Annotated in this window: 11 protein-coding genes; 7 read left to right on the top strand and 4 right to left on the bottom strand. The window is 72.9% G+C overall.

Annotated features, from left to right (window positions below; all coding sequences use genetic code 11):
• Positions 1-140: 140 nt before the first annotated feature.
• On the top strand, positions 141-1,637 hold the full coding sequence (locus tag AB0M11_RS14625; RefSeq protein WP_365705118.1) for a hypothetical protein: 1,497 nt from the start codon (positions 141-143) through the stop codon (positions 1,635-1,637).
• A gap of 59 nt (positions 1,638-1,696) precedes the next feature.
• Here AB0M11_RS14625 and AB0M11_RS14620 read toward each other — a convergent pair whose 3' ends face one another.
• Positions 1,697-3,124: a SpoIIE family protein phosphatase gene (locus AB0M11_RS14620; protein WP_365705116.1), complete on the bottom strand. Its 1,428-nt coding sequence runs from the start codon at positions 3,122-3,124 to the stop codon at positions 1,697-1,699.
• A gap of 347 nt (positions 3,125-3,471) precedes the next feature.
• On the opposite strand from AB0M11_RS14620, the gene AB0M11_RS14615 reads away from it, so the two are divergent.
• Positions 3,472-3,885 carry an SsgA family sporulation/cell division regulator gene (locus AB0M11_RS14615; protein WP_365705114.1) on the top strand — a complete coding sequence of 138 codons (414 nt, stop codon included), beginning with the start codon at positions 3,472-3,474 and terminating at the stop codon, positions 3,883-3,885.
• Between the two features lie 547 nt (positions 3,886-4,432).
• On the opposite strand, the gene AB0M11_RS14610 is transcribed toward AB0M11_RS14615, so the two are convergent.
• Both AB0M11_RS14610 and AB0M11_RS14605 read right to left on the bottom strand, forming a co-directional pair.
• Positions 4,433-5,458 (bottom strand): Gfo/Idh/MocA family oxidoreductase, encoded by a 1,026-nt coding sequence (locus AB0M11_RS14610; protein ID WP_365705112.1) that lies wholly within the window; start codon positions 5,456-5,458, stop codon positions 4,433-4,435.
• A 69-nt stretch (positions 5,459-5,527) separates the two neighbouring features.
• Complete coding sequence (locus AB0M11_RS14605) at positions 5,528-6,622, bottom strand: chemotaxis protein (RefSeq protein WP_365705110.1); 1,095 nt, start codon at positions 6,620-6,622, stop codon at positions 5,528-5,530.
• Between the two features lie 167 nt (positions 6,623-6,789).
• On the opposite strand from AB0M11_RS14605, the gene AB0M11_RS14600 reads away from it, so the two are divergent.
• Together AB0M11_RS14600 and asnB are read left to right on the top strand one after the other, a co-directional pair.
• Positions 6,790-7,569 (top strand): alpha/beta fold hydrolase, encoded by a 780-nt coding sequence (locus AB0M11_RS14600; protein ID WP_365705108.1) that lies wholly within the window; start codon positions 6,790-6,792, stop codon positions 7,567-7,569.
• A 322-nt stretch (positions 7,570-7,891) separates the two neighbouring features.
• Entirely contained in the window at positions 7,892-9,730 is a 1,839-nt protein-coding gene (gene asnB, locus AB0M11_RS14595; protein ID WP_365705106.1) for an asparagine synthase (glutamine-hydrolyzing), read from the top strand.
• A gap of 3 nt (positions 9,731-9,733) precedes the next feature.
• Here asnB and AB0M11_RS14590 read toward each other — a convergent pair whose 3' ends face one another.
• Positions 9,734-11,344, bottom strand: a complete 1,611-nt coding sequence (locus tag AB0M11_RS14590) for an alpha/beta hydrolase (RefSeq protein ID WP_365705104.1) — start codon at positions 11,342-11,344, stop codon at positions 9,734-9,736.
• Positions 11,345-11,676: 332 nt separating this feature from the next.
• On the opposite strand from AB0M11_RS14590, the gene AB0M11_RS14585 reads away from it, so the two are divergent.
• From AB0M11_RS14585 to AB0M11_RS14575, 3 genes are all read left to right on the top strand, one after another.
• The gene (locus AB0M11_RS14585) at positions 11,677-12,363 is read left to right on the top strand and encodes a chaplin (RefSeq protein WP_365705102.1); all 687 of its coding nucleotides are present in this window, start codon (positions 11,677-11,679) and stop codon (positions 12,361-12,363) included.
• Positions 12,364-12,611: 248 nt separating this feature from the next.
• Positions 12,612-13,469, top strand: a complete 858-nt coding sequence (locus AB0M11_RS14580) for a GNAT family N-acetyltransferase (protein WP_365705100.1) — start codon at positions 12,612-12,614, stop codon at positions 13,467-13,469.
• 73 nt (positions 13,470-13,542) lie between these two features.
• Positions 13,543-14,319, top strand: coding sequence for a GNAT family N-acetyltransferase (locus AB0M11_RS14575; protein ID WP_365705098.1), 777 nt, complete (start codon positions 13,543-13,545; stop codon positions 14,317-14,319).
• Positions 14,320-14,524: the final 205 nt, after the last annotated feature.

Raw genomic sequence — 14,524 nt, 5'->3', positions numbered from 1 at the left:
GGTCGGGGTGGCGCGTTCCTACCTGACACCCGTCGCCCAGTGGCACACCATCTGGCGCACCCTGGCGAACCGTGGCGAATAGTCGCCCGGCAACCGGCACGGGGCTACTGTCAACTCAGCCGAGAACCTGGGGGCTTGACGTGACCGGAGAACCCAACACCCGTCTCTCGGACCTGTTCGGCCTGGCCGGCTGGTCCAAGGGCGAACTCGCGAGGCTGGTCAACCGGCAGGCGGCGGCCATGGGCCACCCCCAGCTGGCGACCGACACCTCCCGGGTGCGGCGGTGGATCGACATGGGAGAGATCCCGCGCGATCCCGTGCCGCGGGTGCTGGCGGCTCTGTTCACCGAGCGTCTCGGCCGTGTCGTGACCATGGAGGACCTCGGTCTGGTACGGCACGGGCGTACGGGAAAACGGCCGGACGGCGGGAGTGCGGAACATCCCGACGGCATGCCGTGGGCGCCCGAACGAACCGCCGCGGTCCTCACCGAATTCACGGGAATGGACCTCATGCTCAACCGACGCGGCTTGGTGGGCGCGGGTGCCGCGCTCACCGCGGGATCCGTACTCAGCAGCGCCATGTACGAGTGGCTCCACACCGACCCCACACTCAAGGCGGACGCTCCCGTCCTCGACGATCCTCTGCACGCCGACCCCGCTGGGTTCGACCGCTACGAGGCCGCCCCCATCGGATCCGAGGAGATCGAGGAACTGGAGCGCTCCGTCGAGGTCTTCCGCGCCTGGGACGCGGCCCGCGGCGGCGGGCTGCAGCGCAAGGCCGTGGTGGGACAGCTCAACGAGGTGGGCGGCATGCTCGCCTACCGCCACCCCGAGCATCTGCAGCGGCGCCTGTGGGGCGTCGCCGCCAACCTCGCCGTCCTCGCGGGCTGGATGTCGCACGACGTCGGCCTGGAGCCCACGGCCCAGAAGTACTTCGTCATCGCCGCCCATGCAGCCCGTGAGGGCGGCGACCGGCCGCGTGCCGGGGAGGCGCTCTCCAGAGCGGCTCGCCAGATGGTGCACCTGGGCCGGCCCGACGACGCGCTCGACCTGATGAAGCTCGCCAAGTCCGGCTCGGGTGACGAGGTGCTGCCGCGCACCCGGGCGATGCTCCACACCATCGAGGCCTGGGCGCAGGCGTCGATGGGCAAGGGCCAGGCGATGCGCCGCACGCTCGGCCAGGCGGAGGACCTGTTCGTCTCCGACCGGGGCGACGTGCCGCCGCCGAGCTGGATGCAGATGTTCAAGGAAGAGGATCTGTACGGCATGCAGGCGCTCGCCTACCGCACGCTGGCCGAGCACGACCCGGCCGCGGCCGTGCACGCCCAGTACTACGCGGAGAAGGCTCTGGCCCTGAGGGTCGACGGCCGTCAGCGGTCGAAGATCTTCGACTTCCTGTCCATGGCCTCCGCCTGCTTCATCGCGGACGACCCCGAGCAGGCGGACCGCTACGCCCGGCTGGCCCTGGTGTCGATGGGGTCGAACTCCTCCCACCGCACCTGGGACCGGTTGCGCCAGATGTACCGGCTCACCGCCGAGTACTCCAGTTACCCGAGGATCCAGGAGCTGCGGGAGGAGATCAAGCTGGCCCTGCCCAAGCCCAGGGGCAAGGGGAGCAACAACAGCGCACAGGCATAGGCGCCGGAGCGCTCCGCACGAGCCGGCCGGCTTGCTGCTGCACGCCCACCCCGGCCCCGCTACTCACCCACCTTGGCGACGAGCACACAGGCCTCGTCCTCGCGCTCGCTCTCGCCGAACTCCTCGACCACGGCCCGGACACAGTCCTGGGCGGTGCGCGCCGCCCCGAACCGGGTGGCCAGGCCGAGGAGAGCGCCCAGAGAGTCCGCTCCGCTGTGCCCGGGAACCACCCCGTCAGTGTGCAGCAGCAGCAGATCGCCCGGTTCCAGGGCCACTTCGGCCTGCCCGTAACCGGCTCCCGAGGTGACACCGAGCAGCACGCCCTCGGGCGCGCTGAGCGCGCACCCCGTCCCGCCGCGGAACAGCAGCGGGGCGGGGTGTCCTGCCTGTGCCCAGGTCAGGGTGCGGGTGGCGGGGTGGTAGCGGCAGCAGACGGCGCTGCCCAGGGCGGGTTGCACGGTGGCGTCGAGTAACTGGTTGAGCAGCGACAGGAGCGGGCCCGGCTGGGTGCCCGCCATCGCCATGCCGCGTACGGCGCCCAGCAGCATCGTCATGCCCGAGGCCACCGTGACGCCGTGACCGGTCAGGTCGCCGACGCTCAGCAGGGTGTCGCCGTCGGTGAGCTCCAGCGCGTCGTACCAGTCGCCGCCCAGCAGGCCGCCGGCCCCGGAGGGCAGGCAGCGGGCGGCGACGTCGAGCGCGCCCGGACCCTGGCGCGGCAGCCGCAGGGCACCGCGCCCCGGCGGCAGCACGGCCTCCTGGAACTCGACGGCGAGCCGTTGTTCGGTCTCGGCCCGCCGGTGGTGCCGCTGCAGCGTGTCCTGGGTCTCGCGCACCGCCCGCTGGCTGCGCCGCAGTTCGCTGACGTCACGCAGCACGGCCCACATCGAGGCGGTGCCGCCGTCGCCGTCGAGCACGGGCTCGCCCATCATGTGGACGGTCCGCACGTTCCCGTCGGGCCGCAGGACGCGGAACTCACCGTCGATCGGCCTGGCGTCGACCAGGCAGGCGGTGACCATCGCGGTCAGCCGGGGCCGGTCCTCGTCCAGCACGAGGGAGGGCAGTTCGTCCAGGGTGAGCGCGGGCGCGGCCGGGTCGCGGCCGAGGATCCGGTACAGCTCACCGGACCAACTCACCTCGTCCGTGAGGAGGTTCCACTCGGCGCTGCCGACCCGGCTGAGCAGCGAGCCCGACGCGGGAGCGGGCGCGGGGAGGCGGCCGGACGCGGTCTCCCGCCCGGCCGACAGCCGCGCGGGGCCGTCCCGCAGTTGCGCCAAGTGCGCGTCCAGGTCGTTGAGCTGATGCAGTGCCAGGTCGTACAGGGCTCGCTGCCAGCGTTCCTCTGGCTCGGAACCGGAGCTCTGGGTGTCCCGCCGTACCGCGTCCACGTCACCCTTGAGCCGCCGCGTCTGCGATATCAACGCCTCGACCGAGCCGCGCCCGGGCGGCTGGGCCGCGGGGCGGTCCGCGGAGACATGGGACGGCATGACGCACTCCGATGCGGGACTGTACGGCCACGGTGGACGGTGGGACCGGTTACGACTGTTGCACAGCCTGCGACGCCCTGTAAGGGATTTGGCAACACACGATACGGTGGTGCTTCTGACATATGCCAGAGTCTTCAAGGGCTGGTCGACCGCCCTGAAAGCTGTACGCGACCGGGTGTCCAAGTCGTAGGCGGACTACGCGACTCGGCCGACTTCTCAGGGCCCTGGTGTCGCGCTCGGGCGGTTGTTCGACGCCTCTGTGTTCACAGTGTCGGGGTCTCGGCCACGCACGGCAACTCTGACCGGATTTCGCGTCATGCAAGGGGCCTTCCCGGAGTCCTACAGGCATGGACATCACTTTCGAGCAACCCGCCCGCGCCCGGCTGATCACCGCCGAGGACGAAGAGGTCCCGGTGCCCGCCACGCTCCGCTACACCTCCGGTGACCCGCTCGCCGTCTTTGTCGACTTCCCGGCCGAGGTCACCCTCGGCGGCGAGGAGGTCACATGGACGTTCGCCCGCTCGCTCCTCGACCAGGGGCTCAGCTCGCCGGCCGGGCGCGGGGACGTCCACATCTGGCCCTGCGGGCCGGGGCGTACCGCTGTGGAGTTCCACTCGCCGCACGGCCTGGCCCTGCTCCAGTTCGAGACCCAGGCGCTGTTCCGGTTCGTGCAGCGCACCCACGAGGTGGTCGCCCCCGGGCAGGAGGATCTCGACGCGGTCGTGGAGCGGGGTCTGAGCACGCTGTTCGGGGGCGTGTGAGGCGTCCGGGGCTACCGGCCCGTATTGTGACTTCTGTTCACTCCCACCCCACCGTTCCGGGCCGGAGCCTGCCGGCCGCCCGGCGCACCCTTGCGCGCCGTGTGCCGCACGGGCGCACCGGTGACGACGAGGGTGACCGCGGACGCGACCCCGAGCGCGGCCGGGACCAGGGCGACCGGCACGATCTCGGACGTCACGCGCTCACCGACACCTGCACGATCTGCGACGCCTGCTTCTGCTCCACCCTCGGCGCGACCGGCCCGGACCGCACCCGTCCGAGGAGCGGCAAGGTCGACTCCGCCGGCCACGACGGCGGCGACCAGTCCGGCCTCGCCTGGCTGCCCTCGGCAAGCCCGCCGGGCCCGCTGCCCGACTCGCTGCCCACCACCAACGCCCTGCCCGCCCAGGAGCCCGGCACCCGCCGACGCCGTCGCGAACCGGGGCGGCTGGTACGACTTCACGCTCACGGACTTCACGCTCACGGTCGACTCCGACGCGACCTGGTCGTGCCGGTTCCCCGGTCACCTGGAGACGGGCGCGTCGAGCGTCAGCGGCTGGGGTCCGCGTACAGGTCCGGGCGCGGGGCGAGCCGGACGGCCGAGCGGCCGCCGGTCTCCAGCGCCCGGACCCCGGCCTCGGCGACCACGGCGGAGGCGTAGCCGTCCCAGGCGCTCGGTCCGGTGACCCGGCCCTGCCGGGCGGCGTCCACCCAGGCCTGCACCTCACGGTCGTAGGCGTCGGCGAACCGCACCAGATAGTCCTGGGCCACGTCCTCGCGGGCGCCGCCGGCCGAGGTGACGAGCATGGTGCGGTCCTCGCCGATCCGGGCGCTGCCCTTCTCGCACACGGCCTCGCAGCGCACCTGGTAGCCGAACCCGCAGTTGACGAACACCTCGACATCGACCAGGGCGCCCCCGTCGGTCTCGAAGAGGACCAGCTGCGGGTCGAGCAGTCCCGCGGGGGCGTGGGAGGAGGGCCGCGGCCGGAGCACGGTGACCGCGGTCAGCTCCTGGCCGAGCAGCCAGCGGGCCGCGTCGATCTCGTGCGACACCGAGCTGTTGATCAGCATGGCGCTGGTGAAGCCGGGCGGCGAGGAGACGTTGCGGTGGACGCAGTGCAGCATCAGCGGCCGGCCCAGACCGCCGCCGTCGAGCAGCGACTTCAGCCGCCGGTACTCGGTGTCGTAACGGCGCATGAACCCGATCTGCGCCAGCCGGTGCCCCAGCCCCGCTTCGGCCTCCACCACCCGCAGCGCACCGGTGGAGTCCGGCACCATGGGCTTCTCGCACAGCACCGGGAGACCCCGTGCGAGGCTCGCGAGCAGCGGCTCCTCGTGCGCCGGGCCGGGGGAGGCGATCAGTACCGCGTCCACACCCGGTGCGGCCAGCGCGGCCAGCGGGTCCGCGTGGACGGTGACGCCGTCGAGCCCCGCCGTCGCCTCCTTGGCGCGGTCCGGGTCGGGGTCGGCGACCGCGGCCACCCTCGCGCCGCTCACCACCTGGTCCAGCCGTCGTATGTGGTCGGCCCCCATGTGTCCGGCACCCAGTACTGCGACGCCCAGCAGCTCAGCCACGCCCACACCCTCCCTCTCGGCCGACGACCACGGTCATGACCCTACGTCGGCCGCAGACAGGGCCTCGTGTCAGTAGCGCAGCACGCCGGCGATGCCGTTCTCGTCGCCCAGGGTGCCGTCCGGGACGAAGCGCACCTCGGCACCCGTCTCCAGGCACTGCTCGACGATCTCGTCCACGATGTCGTCGCGGGCGTCGAGGTCACCGCTCACGGCCGGGACCAGATGGTCGCCGTCGTCGCGGACCGTGGTGCGGTAGTTCTCCTCGACGGCGAGCAGCCGGACCCGGCCCTCCCGGGCGTTCTGCCAGACCTCGTCGACACCGGCCGCGAACGTCCTGTGGCCGCGCGCGGATTCGAGCTCCCGGGTCACCGACGCGATGCTGCGCCGGGACTCCGCCTGGAGAAGCGGACTGATCGCCTGCCACACGGCCTCCGGTCCGGCGTGCGCGAGACCGCCGTGCTGCACGGGGATGCTGTGCCGGGCGACGTTGCCCAGTTCCTCCCACAGCGAGAGGGCGGCCTGCTCGCCCGTCACGTAGAGCGGCCGCGGGTCGTCGCGCAGCAGCGCGGCCATCGCGGTGTTGGCGTCCCGCAGGAAGTGCTTGGTGTCCTCGTCCCGGAAGGTGCTGGGCTGGTCGCCGACGCGTTGCAGCCGTTCGGCGTCGAAGTTCTCCTGGCTGCGGTGGAGCGGGAATCCGCCGGACCGGCGCTCGGTGACCCGGTCGACACCGCCGTCCCAGAGCGCGATGCGGTCGGCCGAGAGGGTCAGCACCCAGAACGGCCGTTCGGCCGCGTGCGCCGACACCAGGTTGCGGGTCAGGAAGGTGTCCGAGAGCACCACACGCTCGGGCACGCTGCGGGCCAGCGACCACACCTGGTGCTCTCCCGGGGCGGCGAAGATCACCAGGCCGTCCTCGGTGTACGTCAGGTCGACCTCGGCGAGCGCCTGGTCGAGCTGCCTGACGACGTCGGAGCGCCGGTCCCGGGTGACCGCGGGATCGGCCTCCAGCTGCTTCTTCGCCTCGGCCACGACATTGCGCAGCCGGACGGAGTCCTGGGCGTTGTCCGGCTCGCGGCGATGCGTCGGCGTCAGCACCGAGACGGCGGGATAGGGGCGCGGGCGGCGCAGTTCGGCAAGGGTCGAAGAACTGAGTGCGTGCTCCATACCAGCACCATAGGGCCGATTCGCGACTACGGCATTTGGGGTAATTCCCCGTCGCCCCGGACCGGGTGCGTGCCGTGACCGTGTTGAGGCCGGCGGCCCGGTGACGACGGGCGGGGCGGCCGGTTACCGTACCCGGCAGTAACCGGATCACGCCCCAGGAGGCCGCCATGCCGCAGTTCGACGTCGACGGAGCGGCGCTGACGTACGACGACGAGGGTCCCCGGGACGGCGGCGCTTCGCCCCTGGTGTTCATCCACGGCTGGACCGCGAACCGGCACCGCTGGGACCACCAGATGGCGCACTTCGCCAGGGATCGCCGGGTGATCCGGCTCGACCTGCGCGGCCACGGCGAGAGCACCGGGGCCGGGGTGCGGACCGTCGCCGAGCTGGCGCAGGACGTCACGGCCCTCCTCGACCACCTGGAGGTTGACCGTTTCATCCCTGTCGGTCACTCGATGGGCGGCATGATCTCCCAGACCCTCGCGCTGGCCCATCCGGAGCGGGTGGAGCGGATGGTCCTGGTCTGCTCCATCGGCCGGATGACGTACAGCCGCGGCCGGGGGCTGCTGATGGCGGCCTCGACCCTGGTGCCGTTCAAGGTGTTCGTCGCCGCCAACATCCAGCGCGCCTTCGCCCCCGGCTACCCGCGCGAGCAGATCCGGGAGCACGTCCGCGCGTCCGCCGGCACCCCGCGCGAGGTGGTCATGACGCTGTACGGCGCCATGCGGGCCTTCGACGTCCTGGACCGGGTCGGCGAGATCACCGCGCCCACCCTGATGGTGCACGGCTACCACGACATCCAGTTGCCGGTGCGGCAGATGCTGCGCATGGCCAAGGCCTACCCGGACGCGGAGGTCCGGATCATCGACGCCGGCCATGAGCTCCCGCTGGAGCGGCCGGCCGAACTGACCGCGGTCCTGGACCGGTTCCTGACGCCCGCCGCGTAGCGGCCCCCGGCCGTTCCCCAGGTGACCGGCGCCCGGCGAAAGCCGCGGCGCCGGTCTGTTTGGCGAACTTTTTGCGCTTGGCCGGTTCCGGGCGGGTCGGGCCCGGCCCGCTGCGGGCCGGCTCGCCTCGTCCGGGCAAAACGCGTCCGAAAGAGGCGGTGGGGTACTCCGTCCGTGTTACGGCCAGGTTGACCGACCCAGGTCGCGGGCGCAGGCTCGTCGTATAGGTGCTGAATACAAGTGGTTCGCTCGGGCAATCGCCTGCGTCACGGAACCGCAGGTGGCGCGCGTGGCCCGGCTGACCGGCAGCAGGAGGTAACGCATGTGTGGCATCACCGGCTGGGTCTCCTTCGACCGTGACCTCACCACCGAGCAGCGCGCATTGGATGCAATGACGGAGACCATGGCCTGCCGCGGCCCGGACGACCGGGGCACCTGGAGCGAGGGCCCCGCCGCCCTGGGGCACCGCCGGCTCGCGATCATCGACCTGCCCGGAGGCCGCCAGCCGATGACCGTCCGCACCCCCGACGGGACGGTCGCGATGGTCTACTCCGGCGAGGCCTACAACTTCACCGAGCTGCGCCGCGAACTCGCCGCCCGCGGCCACCGGTTCACCACCGACTCCGACACCGAGGTCGTGCTCCGCGGCTATGTCGAGTGGGGCGATGCCGTCGCCGAGCGGCTGAACGGCATGTACGCCTTCGCCGTCTGGGACGGCCGCCACGACAAGCTCGTGATGATCCGCGACCGCATGGGCATCAAGCCCTTCTACTTCTTTCCGACGTCGGACGGCGTCCTGTTCGGCTCCGAACCCAAGGCGATCCTGGCCAACCCGCTGGTCCGCCCACGGGTCGGCCTGGAGGGGCTCCGCGAGCTGTTCACCATGGTCAAGACCCCCGGGCACGCCGTGTGGGAGGGCATGCGCGAGGTGGAACCCGGCACCGTCGTCACCGTCGACCGCGGCGGCCTGCGCACCCGGGTCTACTGGCGCCTGGAGACCCGCCCGCACCCCGACGACCGGGCCACCACCGTCGCCACCGTCCGCGAACTCCTCGACGACATCGTGCGCCGCCAGTTGGTCGCCGACGTGCCCCGCTGCACGCTGCTCTCGGGCGGCCTCGACTCCTCCGCCATGACCGCCCTCGCCGCCCGGCAGCTCGCCGTGCACGGCGAGAAGGTCCGCAGCTTCGCCGTCGACTTCGTCGGCCGGACCGACAACTTCGTCGCGGACGAACTGCGCTCCACGCCCGACACGCCCTTCGTCCACGACGTGGCCCGCCTGGCCCGCACCGACCACCAGGACATCGTCCTCGACGTGGCCAGCCTCGCCGACCCCGCCGTCCGCGAGCGGGTGATCCGGGCCCGGGACCTGCCGGCCGGGTTCGGCGACATGGACACCTCGCTCCTGCTGCTGTTCCGGGCGGTCCGCGACCAGTCCACCGTCGCCCTGTCCGGGGAGTCCGCCGACGAGGTCTTCGGCGGCTACCGGCAGTTCTTCGACGAGGAAGCCCGCACCGCCGACACCTTCCCCTGGCTCCTGCAGTTCACCCGGCACTTCGGTGACGACTCCGACGTCCTGCGCACGGACCTCGCCAAGTCCCTCGACCTGGAGAGCTACGTCGCCGACGCCTACCACTCGGCCGTCACCGGCATCCAGCGCCTGGACGGCGAGAGCGACTTCGAGTACCGGATGCGCCGCATGAGCCACCTGCACCTCACCCGCTTCGTGCGCGCCCTGCTCGACCGCAAGGACCGGCTGAGCATGGCCGTCGGCCTGGAGGTCCGGGTCCCGTTCTGCGACCACCGGCTCGTCGAGTACGTCTACAACGCGCCCTGGGCCCTGAAGTCCTTCGACGGCCGCGAGAAGACACTGCTCCGCGAGGCCACCCGGGACGTCCTCCCGCAGTCCGTGTACGACCGGGTCAAGAGCCCCTACCCGTCCACCCAGGACCCGGAGTACGGCCGCGCCCTCCAGGACCAGGTCAAGGACCTGCTGACCCGCCCCGGCCACCGGGTCTTCGACCTCGTCGACCGGGAGAAGGCCGACCGCGCGGCCCGCCGGACCGAACTGGCCACCCAGGCCGACCGGCGCGGCCTGGAACGCACCCTCGACCTGGCCCACTGGATCGACCTCTACGACCCGGAGCTCGTCCTCTCCTGAGCCTCAGTCCGACGAGCCCGTGACGGCGCTCCCGTCACCGTCCGCCGGGCAGGAACTGCCGTCGGCCGGCAGCATGCCGTACAGCAGGAAGTCGTCGACCTTGCCGTGCACACACGTGGAGGACGTGTAACCGGTGTGGCCGTCGGCCCGGTTGTCCAGCACCACGGCCGACGGGCCGAGCCGCTTCGCCGTCTCGACCGTCCAGCTGTACGGCGTCGCCGGGTCGCCGCGGGTGCCCACCAGGAGCATCCGCGCGGAGGGCACGTCCTTCACCTGGTCACGGATGAAGTCCGTGCCACGCGGACGCCCGTAGCACAGCAGGATCTGGGTGAGCCGGAACCGGCCGAAGACCGGGGACGCACGCTGGTACTCCGGCTCCAGCCGGGCGATGTCCCGGGTGAGCCGCTCGGCGCTCGGCCGGTCCGGATCGTCGGCGCAGTCGATCGCCATCAGCGCGGCCGACAGGTTGTCCCCGGGGATCTCCGGGCCGTCCACGAGCCCGCCGCCCCGCCCGTGCCCCTTCGGCAGCGCGTAGCCGCCGGACATCAGGTTCTGCGCCCCGCGGGTGTCCCCGTCCTCGGTCAGCGAGGCCAGCGCCCGCTCCAGCCGCGGCCACAGCTCCCTGCCGTACAGTCCCTGCCCGATGGCGGCCACCAGGTCCTGTCCGGAGAACGGGCCGCCGAAGTCGGAGGGGACCGGGTCCTGGTCGAGGGAGCGCACCAGCTTCACGACCGCCTCGCCGGCCTTGCGCCGGTCCTGCCCGAACGGGCACCCGGGGTCGGTGACGCACCAGTCCAGGAAGTCGTCCAGCGCCGTCTGCTGCCCCCGGGCACCGGCCACCCCCTGCTCGGCCAGCGACTCGGTCAGCGTGTCCACGCCGTCCAGCACCATCCGGCCCACGTTGTGCGGGAACTGCGCCGCGTACACCGCGCCGAGCCGGGTGCCGTAGGAGAAGCCCAGGTAGTTCAGCTTCCTGTCGCCGAGCGCCTGGCGGATGACGTCCAGGTCCCGGGAGGCGTTCACGGTGCCTATGTGGGACAGCACGGGCCCGGAGTTCCTGGTGCAGCGCTGCGTCAGCTGCTTCAGCGCCTTCATCAGGGCCAGCGGATGCCCGACGTCGGGCGGCTCCTCCGCACTCGCGCCGTCCGAGGTTCCCTGGGCACCGTCACCGCAGCTGACGGGGGAGGAGCGGCCGACACCCCGTGGGTCGAAGCCCACCACGTCGTAGCCGTTGGTCAGGCCCATGAAGTCCTTGCCCTGCTGTGCGAGCCCGCTGACACCCGAGCCGCCCGGACCGCCGAAGTCCAGCAGCACCGAGCCCCGCGAGCTGCCGGTCGCCCGGTAGCGGGACAGCGCCAGATCGAGGGTGCCCGCGGCCGGACGCGCGTAGTCGAGGGGGACGGTGACGCTGGCACACTGCATGTCCTTGGGCAGCTCCGCCTCCGCGCACGCCGCCCACCTGACCTTCTGCCGGTAGAACCGGGTCAGGTCGGGCTGCTCGCCGCCGGTCCGCGCGGCGGTCGCGGGCAGTCCGGCGCCGAGCAGCGCCAGCGCGACGGCTCCGACGCCCGCGCAGCGCCGCAGGGTGGTCCGGGTACGGGGCACGGCGGGCATCTGGGGCCTCCAGGGACGCTCCGTGGCGGACCGGGTACGAAGGGGCTCACGCTCACGATAAGCGGGCTCCCTGACGGCCGCCTCCCGGCGAGCGGGGCGGCCCGGCGGCCCGTACCGGCCGCCCGCTCACGCGGGTTGCGAGGGCCTTGGTCACACGGCTCCGGGGGCCTTGCACGGTTTTACTGCCGGTTCGAGTCGAGTGTCACTCGATGGGGTGAAAGGGGTATTAGCCATAACTCGGATGGTTCGTCTGCGTTTTAACCGTTGCGGGCGAGCGCCCGCAATCATGTCTGGAAGGCAGGGAACCTATGAAACGGGTTACCCGAAACGGAATGATCGCCGTCGCCGCCGCCTCGGGTGCGATGGCCGTGGCGGTCCCGGCCTGGGCCGACTCGGGCGCGGACGGTATCGCGGCCGGTTCGCCCGGGGTGATCTCCGGCAACGGCATCCAGTTGCCGGTGCACGTCCCGGTGAGCGTGTGCGGGAACACCGTGAACGTGGTGGGGCTCTTGAACCCGGCGGCCGGCAACACCTGCGTGAACCAGGGCGGCGGCACCGGGCACGACGCTCCCGGCGGCTCGGCCGCCTCCGGTGGCGCGTCCGCGCGGGGTGCCGAGGTGGGCTCGCCCGGGGTGATCTCCGGCAACGGCGTCCAGCTGCCGGTCGACCTCCCGGTGAACGTCAGCGGCAACAGCGTGAACGCGGTCGGCGTCCTCAATCCGGCCTTCGGCAACACCTCGGTCAACGCCTCCGGCGACCACCCGAGCCCGCCGACGACCCCCACGCCGCCGCCCCGCACCGTCGAGCCGCCGACCAAGCCGCCGACCGCTCCCCAGCCGTCCGCCCCGCCGAAGACGCACATCGTGCCCAAGGCGCACCAGCCCGCCGAGCCGCCGGCCGGGGCCAGCCTCGCGCACACCGGCACCGACCTCACCGGCGCCGCCGTGGCGGGCAGCGCGGCGCTGCTGCTCACCGGGACCGCCCTGCACCGGCGCTTCCGTCCGGGCCGGACGCGCTGACCGGCCGGCGTGATACCAGGGCGGGCTGACGCACCGCGCATCGGCAGGCCCCACCGGACCCGACCGGTGGGGCCTGCGCCGTGCGCACGGCGGCGGCCGGACCGGCCGCCGGTGGCCCGCGGCCCCGGTGGCGCACATCGACGGCTTGATCCGGTCGTGGCGCGGCACCGGCCGATCGGGAAGGATGCTGCGGGCGCGCGGCGCCGGTCGTCGCGCGGTCGGACCCCGCCACGGAACGGAGCACATCGATGACCTCTCCGGCCCCCCAGGACCTCGTCGTCACCCGGGCCATGCCGGACGACTGGCCCGTGATCGTCGACTGGGCGGCGGACGAGGGCTGGAATCCCGGCCTGTCGGACATCACCGCCTTCTTCGCCCAGGATTCCGAGGGGTTCTTCGTCGGCCGGATCGACGGCGAACCGGTGTCGGCCGTCTCCGTCGTCACCTACGGCGCCGACTACGCCTTCCTGGGCTGGTATCTGGTCCGCCCCGACCTGCGCGGCCGGGGGCACGGCCTCACCACCTGGAAGACCGCGCTCGCGCACGCCGGCGACCGCACCGTCGGCCTCGACGGCGTCGTGGCCCAGCAGGACAACTACCGCCAGTCCGGCTTCGAACTCGCCTACCGGACCGCCCGGTTCGGCGGCGAGGCTCCCGCTGCCGCCGAGCTTCCGGCCGGGGTCCGGGCCGCCCGCGCCGGCGACCTCGCGGCGATCACGGCCTACGACGGCGCCTGCTGCCCGGCCGACCGGCCGGACTTCGTGGCCGCGTGGCTGAGCGAGGCCGGCCACCGGACGCTGGTGCGCCACGACGGCGACCGCCTCACCGGGTACGGCGTGATCCGCCCCGCCCGCGACGGCCTGCGCATCGGCCCCCTCTTCGCCGACACCGCCGACGACGCCCGTGCCCTGTTCACCGGACTCACCGCCGGGGCGGCGGGCGAGCGGGTCGCCATCGACGTGCCCGAGACCAGCACGGCGGGCGTCGCCCTGGTCGAGGCGGCCGGTTTCTCCCCGTCGTTCGAGACCGCCCGCATGTACACGGGCCCGGTGCGCGCCCACGCCCAGGAACGGGTCTTCGGGGTCACGACGCTCGAACTGGGCTGACCTCAGGGCCTGGTCCCGGCCGGCCACCGAAAACGGTGTTGCCGCCGTCGCAGGCGGCTGCTGGACTGCTCGGATGGATCTTCAGGAAGTGCTCGCCCGGTACGACCGGGACATGCGCGAGGGCGCCCGCCCCGACGGGCCCGGCACCCGGATCGAACGCGTGGGCGCGGTGGTGCGCCAGGTGGCGGACGGCGCGGGATGGAACGGTGTCCTCTGGTCGGGGCTGGACGAGACGAGCGCGGACCGCGCGATCGCCGCGCAGGTCGACTTCTTCGCCGCGCGCGGGCGGGAGTTCGAGTGGAAGCTCTACGGTCACGACCTGCCGTCGGACCTCGGTGACCGGCTCGTCGCGGCCGGGTTCGAGCCGGAGCCGGAGGAGACGCTGATGGTCGGGGAGGTGGCCCGGCTGAGCCTCGACGCAGGGCTGCCGGACGGCGTGCGCGTGGTGTCCGCCACCGACCGGGCGGGCGTCGAACTCGTCGTCGACGTGCACGAGAAGGCTTTCGGTACGGACGGTTCGCAGCTGCGGCACCGGCTGCTGGCAGGGCTTGCCGAACAGTCGGCCGGCGTGGTCACGATGGTCGCGCTCGCCGGGGACGAACCGGTCAGCGCCGCCCGGATCGAGCTGGTGCCCGGGGCCCCGTTCGCCGGACTGTGGGGCGGCGGCACGGTGGAAGGGTGGCGCGGGCGGGGGGTGTACCGGGCCCTCGTCGCCCACCGGGCCCGGATAGCCGCCGCCCACGGCTGCCGGTACCTCCAGGTGGACGCGTCGCCGATGAGCAGGCCGATCCTGGAGCGCCTGGGCTTCCACGCCCTGACCACGACCACGCCGTACCTCTCTCCCCGGTGAGCGGCGAGCCGGGAGCGGCGATCAGTGAGGTCTGCCGGGGGCCGGCCGGCCGCGTCGGCCGATGGCGCGGGCCGGTGGTCGGCGGCCCGAGCGCCGCATGGCGTGCGCGTGCGGCGGGGGCGCCCCCCGCGGGGGGGGGCCCCCGCGGGGGGGGGGCGCGCCCGGCACCCGCCGGGCCGGCGGGGGGGCAGGGCGGGGGGCCCCC

The organism is Streptomyces sp. NPDC051987 (genome assembly GCF_040680735.1).
Classification (GTDB): domain Bacteria; phylum Actinomycetota; class Actinomycetes; order Streptomycetales; family Streptomycetaceae; genus Streptomyces.
This window is presented reverse-complemented; position numbering and strand designations above follow the sequence as displayed.

Bases quoted from the DNA above. Each gene is read 5' to 3' on its own strand.
- AB0M11_RS14620 (WP_365705116.1), bottom strand. From the start codon at position 3,124: ATGCCGTCCCATGTCTCCGCGGACCGCCCCGCGGCCCAGCCGCCCGGG.
- AB0M11_RS14615 (WP_365705114.1), top strand. From the start codon at position 3,472: ATGGACATCACTTTCGAGCAACCCGCCCGCGCCCGGCTGATCACCGCC.
- AB0M11_RS14605 (WP_365705110.1), bottom strand. From the start codon at position 6,622: ATGGAGCACGCACTCAGTTCTTCGACCCTTGCCGAACTGCGCCGCCCG.
- AB0M11_RS14600 (WP_365705108.1), top strand. From the start codon at position 6,790: ATGCCGCAGTTCGACGTCGACGGAGCGGCGCTGACGTACGACGACGAG.
- asnB (WP_365705106.1), top strand. From the start codon at position 7,892: ATGTGTGGCATCACCGGCTGGGTCTCCTTCGACCGTGACCTCACCACC.
- AB0M11_RS14590 (WP_365705104.1), bottom strand. From the start codon at position 11,344: ATGCCCGCCGTGCCCCGTACCCGGACCACCCTGCGGCGCTGCGCGGGC.
- AB0M11_RS14585 (WP_365705102.1), top strand. From the start codon at position 11,677: ATGATCGCCGTCGCCGCCGCCTCGGGTGCGATGGCCGTGGCGGTCCCG.
- AB0M11_RS14580 (WP_365705100.1), top strand. From the start codon at position 12,612: ATGACCTCTCCGGCCCCCCAGGACCTCGTCGTCACCCGGGCCATGCCG.
- AB0M11_RS14575 (WP_365705098.1), top strand. From the start codon at position 13,543: ATGGATCTTCAGGAAGTGCTCGCCCGGTACGACCGGGACATGCGCGAG.